Below are 12,813 nucleotides of genomic sequence, written 5' to 3'. Positions count from 1 at the left end.
GCATACCTCTCTCGAACCTGTACGAATAGTGCCCGTACGCCGGGAGTTGCAGGAATACTGCTCGCACGCCGCGAAACCCGTGGGAGACGCCGGAGGTCACGATGGCAGCGATCTGCCGCGCAGCGGCAGTAAATCCAACGGATTCGTCGGTACCGCCACTTTTGTGTACGCCGCGAAACCCGTGGGAGACGCCGGAGGTCACGACGGCAGCGATCTGGCGCGCAGCGGCAGTAAATCCAGAGACTGCGGTACGTCTGACAGAGGCAGATCGCTTGCAAGCCCGCTCCCACGCCTTCGGCATAATCAAAAGCCTGGCTAGGCACCACAACCCCACTCTTGTATCCACTGCGCTACAAATCTGCACCATCGTGCTGTTTACATCTCCCCCGGCCAACCCGGTATTCTCCACCTCACTCCTCTTTCAGGTGCATGTCGATGCTGCAAGTCCAGGGCGTGTTCAAGAGCTATGCCACGGCCCAAGGCCCGCTGGCGGTGTTGCGAGGGGTGGATTTGCAACTGGATCGCGGCCAGAGCCTGGCACTGATGGGCGAGTCTGGCAGCGGCAAGAGCACCCTGCTGCACCTGGTGGCGGGGCTGGATCAGGTCGATCAGGGCAGCATCGAGATCGCCGGCCAGCGGCTGGAGCAGATGAACGAAGCGCAACTGGCCAACTGGCGGCGTACCGAAATCGGCCTGGTGTTCCAGCAGTTCAATCTGATCGGCAGTCTCAAGGTCGAAGATAACCTGGCGTTTCAGGCCCGACTGGCCGGGCGTTTCGAGCCGCAATGGCAGGCCGAACTGACTGAACGCCTTGGGCTTGGCGCATTGCTCAAGCGTTATCCCGAACAACTGTCCGGCGGCCAACAGCAACGCGTCGCCATCGGTCGTGCCCTCGCCTCGCGTCCCGGTTTGCTGCTGGCCGACGAGCCCACGGGCAACCTCGACGAAAACACCAGCGACGAAGTCCTGAAACTGCTACTCGACCTGCTTGCCGACAGCCCCACCTGCCTGTTGATGGTGACCCACAGCCCCAGAATCGCGGCGCGTCTGGATCGCCAGGTAGTTCTGCACCTGGGGCGTCTGGCCAGCGAAGGCCAAGACTGATGCCGGTATTTTTCTGGACGCTCAAGGCCCTGCTCAGCCATTGGCGACGGCATCCCGTTCAATTCTTCAGTGTGCTGACCGGGCTGTGGCTGGCGACCAGCCTGCTGACTGGCGTGCAAGCCCTGAACAGCCAGGCGCGGGAAAGCTACGCCAAGGCCAGCCAGTTGATCGGCGGCGAGCCGCAGAAAGTGCTGGTGTCACCCAACGGCGCGAATTTTTCGCAGGACGCTTTCGTCAGCCTGCGCCGCGCGGGCTGGCCGGTGTCCCCCGCGTTGCGCGGCCGCATCACCCTCAAGGATCTGCCCGATCAACGCCTGACCCTCCTGGGCATCGAACCGGTGTCGCTACCGGTCAACACCGCGCTTGCGGGGCAGTCGCTGGACACCGCGCAGATCGTCGACTTCTTCACTCCACCGGGCAGCACCTGGATTTCCCCGCAAACCCTGCAAGCGTTGGGTCTGCACGAAGGTCAGCAGCCAATGAGCGAGGGCGGCCAGGTCCTGCCGCCGCTGCACGCCGAGACGGACATGGCCCCCGGCCTGCTGCTGGTGGACATCGGCTTTGCGCAGCAATTGCTCAATCAACCGGGACAGATCTCGCGGCTGATCCTGCCAATGAACTTCGCGGAAAACGCCCCTGCTCTACCCGATGAACTGAAAGGCGAGCTGGTGATTCGCAAAAGCGGCGAGGACAACGATCTGGGGCGCCTCACCGAGAGCTTCCACCTGAATCTCGATGCGCTGGGTTTTCTGTCGTTCGTGGTCGGTTTGTTTATCGTGCATGCCGCGATTGGTCTGGCCCTGGAACAACGTCGAGGATTGCTGCGAAACCTGCGCGCGTGCGGCGTCAGCGCGCGAAAACTGATTACCAGTCTGGTCATCGAATTGGGCGTGCTGGCCTTGCTCGGCGGGATCGCCGGAGTCATCAGTGGCTACTGGTTGGCCAGTGTGTTGCTGCCCGATGTCGCGGCCAGCCTGCGCGGGCTATACGGCGCCGAAGTGGCCGGGCATCTGAACCTGAGTATCTGGTGGTGGCTGAGCGGGCTCGGCGTTGCGCTGTTCGGCGCCTTTCTCGCGGGGGCCAGCAGCCTGTTGCGCGCTGCACGCCTGCCGCTGCTGGCACTGGCCAACGCTCAGGCGTGGCACGAAACCCACGCCCGCTGGTTGAAGCGTCAAGGCTGGATTGCCGGGATCTCGGCGGTCATCGCGCTGCTCGCCGCGCTGTTCGGCAACAGCCTGACACTGGGTTTTGTGCTGATGGCGAGCCTGTTGCTCGCCGCCGCGCTGGGGTTGCCGGTGCTGCTCAATGTCCTGCTCAACGCGCTGCTGGGCAGAAGCCGCACGGTGCTGGGCCAATGGTTTCTCGCCGACTGCCGCCAGCAATTGCCCGCCTTGAGCCTGGCGCTGATGGCACTGCTGCTGGCGATGGCTGCGAATATTGGTGCGGGCAGCATGACCTCAGGCTTTCGCCAGACCTTCACCCACTGGCTGGAACAGCGCCTGAGCGCCGAGCTGTACATAAACCCACAAAATTCCGCGCAGGCCGCGCCGCTGCAGAAGTGGCTGAGCGAGCAACCGCTGACCTCGGCCGTGCTGCCCAACTATCAGATTTCGCTGCAACTCAAAGGTTGGCCCGCCGAGCTGTTCGGCGTTATCGATCATCCGCATTACCGGCAGCACTGGCCGCTGCTGGAGTCGGCCAGCGGCGACCCATGGGCCGCGCTCGCCAGGGAAGAAACGCTGATGCTCAGCGAACAACTGGCGCGCCGTCTGAAGGTCAGCATCGGAGACGAAGTAAAGCTGCCGGCCCCGGACGGCGAATGGCCGTTGCGGGTGGTGGGGATCTACGCTGATTACGGCAATCCCAAGGGGCACATACTGGTCAACGCCGATCACCTGCTCAAACACTGGCCGACGTTGACGCCTAACCGCTTCAATCTGCGGATAGACCCTCGCGCCATTCCGCAATTGCTGCGGGTGCTGCACAACAAGTTCACCATCGACGAAAACCGCATCGTCGACCAGATCCAGCTCAAGGCCTGGTCGCGGCAGGTGTTCGAACGCACCTTCGCCGCCACCGCCGCGCTGAACAGCCTGACGCTGATGGTCGCGGGCGTCGCGCTGTTCATCAGCCTGCTGACCCAGAGCCAGAGCCGCCTTGGGCAACTGGCGCCGCTGTGGGCATTGGGCGTGACGCGCAGGCAATTGATGCTGCTGAATCTGGCCCAGACCTGGCTGCTCGCGGTGTTGACGCTGGTGCTGGCGGTTCCGTTGGGGCTGTTGTTGGCCTGGTGTCTGGATGCGGTGATCAACGTTCAGGCCTTCGGCTGGCGCCTGCCGTTGCAGGTGTTTCCGATGCAGTTGCTGCGCCTGATGCTACTAGCGATGCTCGCCACTCTGCTCGCATCGGCGTGGCCGCTGTATCGGCTGTATCGCACCCGTCCAGCCGACTTGCTGAGGACATTCGCCAATGAAAGCTGACGGGCTGATGAAGGCCAGGGCTGCTGCGCTGTTGATCCTCAGCCTGCTCATGGTCGGTTGCGACGACAAACCCGAGGAAGGAAAAGGCTTCGCAGGCTTGGCGGACGATGCGGCGAGCTACGCACAGGTAACGCCGGACAAGCGCTTCTCGTTCCCCGAGGATCACGGCCCGCATAACGATTTCCGCATTGAGTGGTGGTACATCACGGCCAATCTGAAAGACGCTGCCGGTCAGTCGTTCGGTGTGCAATGGACGCTGTTTCGCAACGCCCTTCCCCGCTCGAAAAACGCGCCTGGCAACGATCAGGGCTGGAGCAACCGCAACCTGTGGATGGGCCACGCGGCGGTCACTTCCGAGAATGACCACTACGCGGCAGAACGCTACGCCCGAGGCGGCATCGGTCAGACGGGGGTGACGCTGGCGCCCTTTTCGGCATGGATCGACGACTGGGCCTTGAGCAGCAAGGCAAGCGGCGATGATCCGCTGGCGGACATGCACCTGCAGGCCAGCGGCCCGCACTTTCACTATCAATTGCGCCTGACGTCGAGCAAGCCGCTGGTGCTGCAAGGCAAACAGGGCTTCAGCCAGAAATCGGAGCAGGGCCAGGCGTCGTATTACTACAGCCAGCCATTCTTTCTGGCCGATGGAAGCGTGGAGATCGACGGCAAGACCTATCAAGTGAACGGCCCTGCGTGGCTGGATCGCGAATGGAGCAGCCAGCCGCTGACGGAAAACCAGACCGGCTGGGACTGGTTTTCGCTGCACCTGAAAGATGGCGCCGAAGTGATGCTGTACCGCATGCGGCAGAAGGACGGCGAACCGTATCTCACCGGAACCTGGATCAACGGCGATGGCAGCACCCAGTTGCTGGAAGGCAAGGACATCGCGCTTGAGCCGCAGGACACCACCGACGTCGAAGGGCGCGACATGCCTACCCGTTGGTCGGTAAAGATCCCGGGCAAGGATCTGAACATCACGGTGGAAGCGCTCAATCCGCAGGCTTGGATGAACCTGCAGATCCCCTATTGGGAGGGTCCGGTGCAGGTCAGTGGCAGTCAGGAGGGGGTTGGGTATCTGGAGATGACGGGGTATTGAAACTGCAAGCCCCCTGCCAACGACACGTCCCCCAAAATAGATACAGTTTTACCAGACATCTGCGCCCGCTTATAACCGATTGTTCTAAAACTCTGGCAAATCCTGCCGGTCAGTCTTTGGGTAGCCGGACTCCCCGTCTACGCTCCCCAACGGAAAACCGGTAAGGATTATATGTGCGGATTAGCTGGTGAACTACGCTTCGACAACCAACCTGCGGACCTCGCCGCAGTAGAACGCATCACCCATCATCTGGCCCCTCGCGGCCCGGATGCCTGGGGTTTTCATAGCCAGGGGCCGATTGCCCTGGGCCATCGTCGCCTGAAAATCATGGACCTGTCTGACGGCTCTGCGCAGCCGATGATCGACAGCCATCTGGGCCTGTCACTGGCCTTCAACGGCGCGATCTACAACTTCCCCGAACTGCGTGCCGAGCTCGAAAGCCTCGGTTATCAGTTCCATTCCGGTGGTGACACCGAAGTGCTGCTCAAGGGCTATCACGCCTGGGGCGCAGACATGCTGCCCAAGCTCAACGGCATGTTCGCATTCGCCATCTGGGAGCGCGATAACAGAAGCCTGTTCATCGCTCGCGACCGTCTGGGCGTAAAGCCGCTTTACCTGTCACGCACCGACAAGCGCCTGCGCTTCGCATCGGCATTGCCCGCCCTGCTCAAAGGCGGCGACATCAACCCGATGCTCGACCCGGTTGCGCTGAACCACTACTTGAACTTCCACGCGGTAGTTCCCGCTCCGCGCACCCTGCTGGCCGGCGTCGAGAAAATTCCGCCTGCCACCTGGATGCGTGTCAGCGCCGAGGGCAAGGTCGAGCAGAAAACCTGGTGGACACTGCCCTACGGCCCACGGGCCGATGAAGCCAACCTGACCCTTGAAGACTGGCGCGACCGCGTGCTCGACAGCACCCGCGAAGCCGTGGCCATTCGTCAACGTGCGGCGGTGGATGTCGGCGTGTTGCTCTCTGGCGGCGTCGACTCGAGCATGCTGGTCGGCCTGCTGCGAGAGGTCGGGGTGAAGGATCTGTCCACTTTCTCCATCGGTTTCCAGGATGCCGGCGGCGAGCGCGGCGACGAATTCCAGTATTCGGACTTGATCGCCAAGCATTACGGCACCAACCACCACCAGTTGCGCATCAAGGAAAGCGAAATCATCGAGCAGTTGCCTGCTGCGTTTCGCGCCATGAGCGAGCCGATGGTCAGCCATGACTGCATCGCGTTCTATCTGCTGTCCCGCGAAGTCGCCAAGCACTGCAAAGTGGTGCAAAGCGGCCAGGGCGCGGACGAGCTGTTCGCCGGTTACCACTGGTACCCGCAAGTCGACGGCGCCAGCGACCCGTATGCGGCCTACCGCGACGCGTTTTTCGACCGCAGCTACAAGGAATACGCCGACACGGTCGCCCCGCAATGGCTGACCGCCAATGACGCCGCCGGTGACTTCGTGCGCGAACATTTCGCCATGCCCGGTGCCGATGCAGCGGTGGATAAAGCCCTGCGTCTGGACAGTACCGTGATGCTGGTGGACGACCCGGTCAAACGCGTCGACAACATGACCATGGCCTGGGGCCTGGAAGCGCGCACGCCGTTTCTCGATTACCGTCTGGTCGAACTCTCGGCCCGCGTCCCTGCGCGCTTCAAGCTGCCTGATGGCGGTAAGCAAGTGCTCAAGGAAGCGGCGCGTCTGGTGATCCCGTCGGAAGTCATCGACCGTAAAAAAGGGTATTTCCCGGTGCCCGGCCTCAAGCACCTTGAGGGCGACACGTTGAACTGGGTGCGTGATCTGTTGCTCGACCCGAGCCAGGATCGCGGACTGTTCAACCCCACCATGCTCGACAAGCTGTTGACCGATCCCGATGGTCAATTGACCCCGCTGCGCGGCTCCAAGCTGTGGCAGCTCGCGGCCCTGAACCTGTGGCTGAGCGAACAAGGACTTTGACCGATGAAAGCCAATGCTTCGATCTATAACCAGCGCCTGCTGCGCGGTCAGGCGCCGTCCTATGAACGCCTGCAGGCTCGCTTCGCTGAAGACGGCAGTACACCGGATGCAGAGCCACTGGCGCTGCATTGCGGCTGGGGCCGACTGCTGATCGGCCATACCTACCCCGATCCAGAAGCTCTGGCAAACGAGCTGTTGAACGAGAAACCCGGCGAGCGCGACATCGCGCTCTACGTGGCCGCGCCGCAACAGGTGCTGGCGCAATCGCCGCAGCAGTTATTCCTCGACCCGTCGGACACGCTGCGCCTGTGGTTCAGCGATTACCGCCCTTCACAGCGGGTGTTTCGCGGCTTTCGGATTCGCCGTGCGCAGAGTCAGGATGACTGGACAGCGATCAACAGTCTGTACATCGCGCGTGGCATGTTGCCCATCGATCCCGCGCTGTTGACCCCGCGTCATCTGGGCGGGCCTGTGTACTGGATCGCCGAAGACGAAAGCAGCAATGCGGTGATCGGCAGCGTGATGGGGCTCAATCATCAGAAGGCTTTCAACGACCCGGAAAACGGCAGCAGCCTGTGGTGCCTGGCGGTCGATCCGCAATGCACCCGACCTGGCGTCGGGGAAGTGCTGGTGCGCCACCTGATCGAGCACTTTCAGAGCCGTGGCCTGGCCTATCTGGATCTCTCTGTGCTGCACGACAACCAGCAGGCGAAGAACCTCTACGGCAAACTGGGCTTTCGCAACCTGCCAACCTTCGCGATCAAGCGCAAGAACGGTATCAACGAGCGGCTGTTTCTAGGCCCGGGCCCTGAGGGGGACTTCAACCCCTACGCGCGGATCATCGTCGAAGAAGCCCATCGTCGTGGCATTGATGTCCAGGTGGACGATGCCGAGGCCGGGCTATTCACGCTGATTCATGGCGGGCGACGTATCCGTTGCCGAGAATCCCTCAGCGACCTGACCACTGCGGTGAGCATGACCCTGTGTCAGGACAAACGCCTGACCAATAAGGTGCTGAGAGCCGCCGGGCTTGAGTTGCCGGTACAGCAACTGGCGGGCAATGCCGATGACAATCTGGCGTTCCTCGACGAGCACGAACGGGTGGTGGTCAAACCGGTGGATGGCGAACAGGGCCAAGGCGTGGCGGTCGACCTTCGGACCATCGAAGATGTGCAGGCGGCGGTTGAGCGCGCCCGCCAGTTCGACAGCCGCGTGCTGCTGGAAAGCTTTCACGAAGGGCTCGATCTGCGCATCGTCGTCATCGGTTTCGACGTAGTGGCGGCAGCCATTCGGCGCCCTGCCGAAATCATGGGCGACGGCCGACACACCATCGAGCAGTTGATAGAAGCCCAGAGCCGCCGTCGCGCTGCGGCGACCGGTGGCGAGAGCAAGATCCCGGTCGACGAGGAAACCCGTCGCACCGTGGAAGACGCCGGTTTCACCTTCGACAGCGTGCTGCCTGCCGATCAGAAACTGGCGGTTCGGCGCACCGCCAATCTGCACACCGGCGGCTGCCTGGAGGACGTCACGGCAATCCTTCATCCGGTACTCAAAGACGCTGCCATCCGCGCTGCCCGCGCCCTCGACATTCCAGTTGTCGGGCTGGACCTGATGGTTCCGGCCGCCGATCAACCGGAGTACGTGTTCATCGAAGCCAACGAGCGCTGCGGCCTGGCCAATCACGAGCCACAGCCCACCGCCGAACGCTTCGTCGATCTTTTGTTTCCCCACAGCCTGCCCGTGCATGGCTGAATAACAGCAGCAGCACGCTTCAAGCCGCAAGCTGCAAGAGGGCATCGCGCTCACTTGCAGCTGACGGCTTGGAGCTTATCGCTGCTCCGACAGGAGCTAATCCATGACCACTGCAAAGAAAATCCTCGAACCGGATCTGAATTACCTGCAGAAAGTCCTGCTGGAAATGCTCGCGATTCCAAGCCCTACCGGCTTCACCGACACCATCGTGCGCTACGTCGCCGAGCGTCTTGAAGAGTTGGGCATTCCCTTTGAATTGACCCGTCGTGGCACCATCCGCGCAACCTTGAAAGGCAAGCAGAACAGCCCCGACCGCGCCGTCTCCGCGCACCTGGACACCATTGGCGCCAGCGTCCGTGAGGTCAAAGACAACGGTCGTCTCGGTCTGGCGGCGGTAGGCTGCTGGTCCAGCCGCTTTGCCGAAGGCAGCCGTGTCAGTGTGTTTACCGACACCGGCGTGATTCGCGGCAGCGTGCTGCCGTTGATGGCCTCGGGGCACGCGTTCAACACCGCGGTCGATACCATGCCGATCAGCTGGGACCACATCGAACTGCGCCTGGATGCCTACTGCGCGACCCGCGCCGACTGTGAGTCGCTGGGGATCAACATCGGTGATTTCGTCGCCTTCGATCCACTGCCGGAGTTCACCGAAAGCGGCCACATCAGCGCGCGACATCTGGACGACAAAGCTGGCGTTGCCGCCCTCCTCGCTGCACTCAAGGCCATCGTCGACAGCGGTGCCGAGCCGCTGATCGATTGCCACCCTCTTTTCACCATTACCGAGGAAACCGGCAGCGGTGCGGCGGGCAGCCTGCCATGGGACGTGAGCGAATTCGTCGGCATCGACATCGCCCCGGTCGCCCCGGGCCAGCACTCCAGCGAACACGCGGTAAGTGTGGCGATGCAGGATTCTGGCGGGCCGTATGACTATCACCTGTCCCGGCATTTGCTGCGCCTGGCGCAGGACAAGGAATTGCCGGTGCGCCGCGACCTGTTCCGCTATTACTACAGCGATGCACACTCGGCGATCACCGCAGGCTACGACACCCGCACCGCCCTCCTGGCGTTCGGCTGCGACGCAACGCATGGCTACGAGCGTACCCACATCGACAGCCTCAATACGTTGAGCAAACTGCTGGCGGCGTACATCCTCAGCCCGCCCGTGTTCGCCAGCGACGCGCATCCATCCAATGCCTCGCTTGAAAACTTCAGCCATCAACTGGAGCATGACGCACAGATGGAAACCGATACCCGGGTGCCGGCGGTGGATACGTTGGTGGGGCAGCGTTAAGCCTCGTCGGAAAACCCACGTCTGACCGCTCCCCACGCTCCGCGGGGGAACGATCAGCGTGTAAGATTCAGCACCCAAGCGTGTAGCCTCCGCCCCCAGTCCGCGCTAGCATCCCGCCATCTTTCCCTGGTAACGACCGAGAACTCCATGCTGATCCCCCACGACCAACTCGAAGCCGACACCCTGACGCGCCTGATCGAGGATTTCGTGACCCGGGATGGCACCGACAATGGCGACGATACGCCGCTGGAAACCCGCGTCCTGCGGGTCCGGCATGCGTTGAGTAAGGGTCAGGCGGTGATTTTTTTTGATCTGGACAGCCAGCAATGCCAGCTGATGCTCAAGCACGAAGTGCCCAAAGAGTATTTCGATGAATAAGCAAAGAATGCCGCAAGGCAAGTTGGAATGGCTGAGGCGTCGGGTCTAGCCGCCCGGTGTTTGCGCCGCCAGGTGCTTCAGTCGCGCGGCGATTCGCTTGTAGACCTCGGCGCGATGGATCTTCACCTGCTGCGGGGCATTGATCCCAAGGCGCACCTGATTGCCGGTGATGCCCAGAATCTGCACGGTAACGTCATCCCCGATGGAGAATGTCTCCCCTATTTCTCGTGTCAGTACCAGCATTTTCCTACTCCCTTGGAGGTAACCGAGGGAGCAGGTTGCCGCGCCTACAAGGGCGCTTCAATGTGCCGCGAGCAAATCAGTCATGCCCTTCAAGGATGAACGGCGGTTACTGACAGATGCTTCCTACAAATGCCTTGCAACACATAAACGCGACGGAAATCATGAAAGGCGTTGCAGTCATTTTCTTCTCGCTCTGTCAGCTGACGGACCAGCGCGGGCCGAACAGGATGATGGTCGCGCCTATCACGCAGAAAGCCACGCCGATCCAGTCCGAGGTCAACGGACGTACACGCTCGATGACGCCAAGCCAGGCGATGGAAGCAATGATGTAGATCCCGCCATAGGCCGCATAGGCTCGTCCGGCATAGGTGGCTTCGACCCGGGTCAGCAGCAGGGCGAACAAGGTCAGGCTGATCAGCGCAGGGATCACCCAGAGCGCACTTTTACCCTGACGTAACCACATCCAGAAGCCATAGCAACCGGCAATCTCGAACAAGGCGGCAAGGAAGAACCAGAGATAGTTGAGCACGGCGAAATCTCGTGAAGGGTGGCGATCGATGCGGGCAACCCTATCAGAAAATTTTCCCGTGGATGACGTCAGGCTGTTGCGCAAGGGAGCTTGCTCGCGAAAAGGCCAGTAGATCCGAAGCATCTCTGGGCCTGGCACTCAGTCTTCGCGAGCAAGCTCCCTGTCACAGGTCATTCGTTGTTTGCGCGACACCGTTCATTCAAACAGAGGCGCTCACTCTTTTCCGGACTTGGCCTTGGCGCGCATCTTGTCCGCCATGTTCGCCATCTCGTCGTACAGCATTTGCGGATTTTTTTGCTTGAGTTGCCAGGCCATGCGCCCTTGCTCATGGGGAAGGATCATGAACTCGCCCTTGGCGACCTGATCATGGATGTACTCGGCAATGTCGCTGGCGGAGATTGGCGAGCTTTCCAGCAGCTTGCCCACCTGTGCCTTCATCGCCGGGGTCGGGCCGCGGAACGAGTCCAGCAGGTTGGTCTGGAAGAACGACGGGCAAACAACATGCACGCCGATCTCCTGCTGGCGCAATTCGACCAACAGGCTTTCCGACAACGCCACCACACCGGCCTTGGCGACGTTGTAATTGCTCATGGCCGGGCCCTGCATCAGCGCCGCCATCGACGCAATGTTGATGATCCTGCCCTTGCTCTGTTCAAGCAGCGGCAGGAACGCTTTGCAGCCTTTCACCACGCCCATCAGGTTGATCGCGATCTGCCAGTCCCAATCTTCCAGCGACAGCTCATCGAAAAATCCTCCGGAAGCCACACCGGCGTTGTTGACGATGATGTCGATGCCGCCGAACTTTTGCTCACAGGCCTGAGCGAACGCGGTCAACTGGCTGTAGTCCCGAACATCGCAACGTTGAACGAAACCATCCCCACCCGCCTCTCGCACCAGCCTCAGCGTTTCCTGCAGCCCGGCGTCGTTGACGTCGGACATCGCCAACCGCCAGCCATCGCGGGCCCAGCGCAGTGCGATCTCGCGACCCAGACCGGACCCGGCGCCAGTGATCATGATGCGATTTTGCATAGGAATTGCCTTGTCAGTTGCGAAGATGTGAGCTGAGTGTAAACAGACAAATTGTCCGACAACCCCTTCATTAGCTCGCTGAATATGCAAGGCAAACCGCAGCCTCAGCCCGCTCTGTGTCTGCGCCGCCAGCGCGCGATCACGATCAGATAGGCGCCCAGGTTGACCACCAGAACCACGAAGCCGAGCGTTATCTGGATCTTCGGCGTCAAGCCTTGGGGATAAATCAGAGGAATCAGATAGTGCCCGACGAAATCGCCCTCGTACCCTGACGCACCAGCCTTCACGCGCAGGGCGTTTTCCCACGGTGTCAACGGGCAGTACAGGTGCAAAAACTCCACTGCCATGCCCCAGCCCACCGCAGGCAGGTGAAGCCAGACAAAGAAACGCCACCGCAGCACCAGAAGTGCGCCCAGCATCACGAAAAATATGAATGAAAGATGGAAGACCACCACCACATCTGCCATCACCGAATAAAACATTAGCTTGCTTCCTAGTTAGGCCCACGCAGCAACTTCGAGGACCGAAGCCGCACTTGTAAGTTCCATGTTGAATCGCTGTAATGGCGGCCCTGTTGAGAACTCAACCAAAGGCCAAGAACCACAAGACAAAATTACAACCTGTTGATTTATAACGATTTTATAAAATTGTAATTTTTTATTGTGCAAGGTTCGAACCTTTTCATTGTGCCCACAGTCGGATTTAACAAGCGGTACAACTTTTCGCCTTGTTGGCAGAAAGCTTGAACGGCATAGCCATTTACCAAGTACACAAGAAGGAACTCGTCATGGGCATCGGCACAATTCTAATCATCATCCTTATCCTCCTGTTGATCGGCGGCCTGCCGGTATTCCCACACTCCAGAAGTTGGGGTTACGGGCCATCGGGCATCATCGGTACGATCCTGGTGATTCTGTTGATTCTGGTGCTGCTCGGCAGGATATGACCCCCTGGCAGCCAAGGAAAA

General features: G+C 60.9%; 12 protein-coding genes. 8 read left to right on the top strand and 4 right to left on the bottom strand.

Translation table 11 applies throughout. The features are described 5' to 3' along the window. The first annotated feature begins 435 nt into the window (after positions 1 to 435). From BWR59_RS12910 to BWR59_RS12880, 7 genes are all read left to right on the top strand, one after another. Positions 436 to 1,104, top strand: a complete 669-nt coding sequence (locus BWR59_RS12910) for an ABC transporter ATP-binding protein (RefSeq protein WP_081566008.1) — start codon at positions 436 to 438, stop codon at positions 1,102 to 1,104. Next, on the top strand, positions 1,104 to 3,584 hold the full coding sequence (locus tag BWR59_RS12905; protein WP_081566007.1) for an FtsX-like permease family protein: 2,481 nt from the start codon (positions 1,104 to 1,106) through the stop codon (positions 3,582 to 3,584). The genes BWR59_RS12910 and BWR59_RS12905 overlap by 1 nt, the downstream gene beginning before the upstream one ends. Positions 3,585 to 3,591: 7 nt before the next feature. Next, a complete protein-coding gene (locus BWR59_RS12900; protein ID WP_081566041.1) occupies positions 3,592 to 4,680 on the top strand; it encodes a lipocalin-like domain-containing protein in 1,089 nt (362 codons plus the stop codon). A gap of 171 nt (positions 4,681 to 4,851) precedes the next feature. Further along, positions 4,852 to 6,624 (top strand): N-acetylglutaminylglutamine amidotransferase, encoded by a 1,773-nt coding sequence (locus BWR59_RS12895; RefSeq protein WP_081566006.1) that lies wholly within the window; start codon positions 4,852 to 4,854, stop codon positions 6,622 to 6,624. 3 nt (positions 6,625 to 6,627) lie between these two features. Further along, the gene (ngg, locus tag BWR59_RS12890; RefSeq protein WP_081566005.1) at positions 6,628 to 8,376 is read left to right on the top strand and encodes an N-acetylglutaminylglutamine synthetase; all 1,749 of its coding nucleotides are present in this window, start codon (positions 6,628 to 6,630) and stop codon (positions 8,374 to 8,376) included. Between the two features lie 103 nt (positions 8,377 to 8,479). Next, positions 8,480 to 9,667: an osmoprotectant NAGGN system M42 family peptidase gene (locus BWR59_RS12885; RefSeq protein WP_081566004.1), complete on the top strand. Its 1,188-nt coding sequence runs from the start codon at positions 8,480 to 8,482 to the stop codon at positions 9,665 to 9,667. A gap of 147 nt (positions 9,668 to 9,814) precedes the next feature. Next, positions 9,815 to 10,045, top strand: a complete 231-nt coding sequence (locus tag BWR59_RS12880) for a YheU family protein (RefSeq protein ID WP_081566003.1) — start codon at positions 9,815 to 9,817, stop codon at positions 10,043 to 10,045. Between the two features lie 45 nt (positions 10,046 to 10,090). Here BWR59_RS12880 and csrA read toward each other — a convergent pair whose 3' ends face one another. The 4 genes from csrA to BWR59_RS12860 form a co-directional block, all read right to left on the bottom strand. Continuing rightward, on the bottom strand, positions 10,091 to 10,288 hold the full coding sequence (gene csrA, locus BWR59_RS12875) for a carbon storage regulator CsrA (RefSeq protein ID WP_081566002.1): 198 nt from the start codon (positions 10,286 to 10,288) through the stop codon (positions 10,091 to 10,093). 196 nt (positions 10,289 to 10,484) lie between these two features. Beyond that, the gene (locus BWR59_RS12870; protein ID WP_081566001.1) at positions 10,485 to 10,817 is read right to left on the bottom strand and encodes a YnfA family protein; all 333 of its coding nucleotides are present in this window, start codon (positions 10,815 to 10,817) and stop codon (positions 10,485 to 10,487) included. Between the two features lie 213 nt (positions 10,818 to 11,030). Continuing rightward, positions 11,031 to 11,846: an SDR family oxidoreductase gene (locus BWR59_RS12865; protein WP_081566000.1), complete on the bottom strand. Its 816-nt coding sequence runs from the start codon at positions 11,844 to 11,846 to the stop codon at positions 11,031 to 11,033. A gap of 104 nt (positions 11,847 to 11,950) precedes the next feature. Continuing rightward, a complete protein-coding gene (locus tag BWR59_RS12860) occupies positions 11,951 to 12,328 on the bottom strand; it encodes a DUF2784 domain-containing protein (RefSeq protein WP_081565999.1) in 378 nt (125 codons plus the stop codon). 305 nt (positions 12,329 to 12,633) lie between these two features. Between BWR59_RS12860 and BWR59_RS12855 the strand changes: the two genes are divergently transcribed. Continuing rightward, the gene (locus tag BWR59_RS12855; protein ID WP_092410703.1) at positions 12,634 to 12,792 is read left to right on the top strand and encodes a DUF3309 family protein; all 159 of its coding nucleotides are present in this window, start codon (positions 12,634 to 12,636) and stop codon (positions 12,790 to 12,792) included. The last annotated feature ends 21 nt before the right edge of the window (positions 12,793 to 12,813 follow it).

It is taken from the genome of Pseudomonas sp. Bc-h, assembly GCF_002080045.1.
Lineage (GTDB): Bacteria > Pseudomonadota > Gammaproteobacteria > Pseudomonadales > Pseudomonadaceae > Aquipseudomonas.
This window is presented reverse-complemented; position numbering and strand designations above follow the sequence as displayed.

Coding starts and splice junctions, on each gene's coding strand:
- BWR59_RS12910 (WP_081566008.1), top strand. CDS start 436: ATGCTGCAAGTCCAGGGCGTGTTCAAGAGCTATGCCACGGCCCAAGGC.
- BWR59_RS12905 (WP_081566007.1), top strand. CDS start 1,104: ATGCCGGTATTTTTCTGGACGCTCAAGGCCCTGCTCAGCCATTGGCGA.
- BWR59_RS12900 (WP_081566041.1), top strand. CDS start 3,592: ATGAAGGCCAGGGCTGCTGCGCTGTTGATCCTCAGCCTGCTCATGGTC.
- BWR59_RS12895 (WP_081566006.1), top strand. CDS start 4,852: ATGTGCGGATTAGCTGGTGAACTACGCTTCGACAACCAACCTGCGGAC.
- ngg (WP_081566005.1), top strand. CDS start 6,628: ATGAAAGCCAATGCTTCGATCTATAACCAGCGCCTGCTGCGCGGTCAG.
- BWR59_RS12885 (WP_081566004.1), top strand. CDS start 8,480: ATGACCACTGCAAAGAAAATCCTCGAACCGGATCTGAATTACCTGCAG.
- BWR59_RS12880 (WP_081566003.1), top strand. CDS start 9,815: ATGCTGATCCCCCACGACCAACTCGAAGCCGACACCCTGACGCGCCTG.
- csrA (WP_081566002.1), bottom strand. CDS start 10,288: ATGCTGGTACTGACACGAGAAATAGGGGAGACATTCTCCATCGGGGAT.
- BWR59_RS12865 (WP_081566000.1), bottom strand. CDS start 11,846: ATGCAAAATCGCATCATGATCACTGGCGCCGGGTCCGGTCTGGGTCGC.
- BWR59_RS12860 (WP_081565999.1), bottom strand. CDS start 12,328: ATGTTTTATTCGGTGATGGCAGATGTGGTGGTGGTCTTCCATCTTTCA.
- BWR59_RS12855 (WP_092410703.1), top strand. CDS start 12,634: ATGGGCATCGGCACAATTCTAATCATCATCCTTATCCTCCTGTTGATC.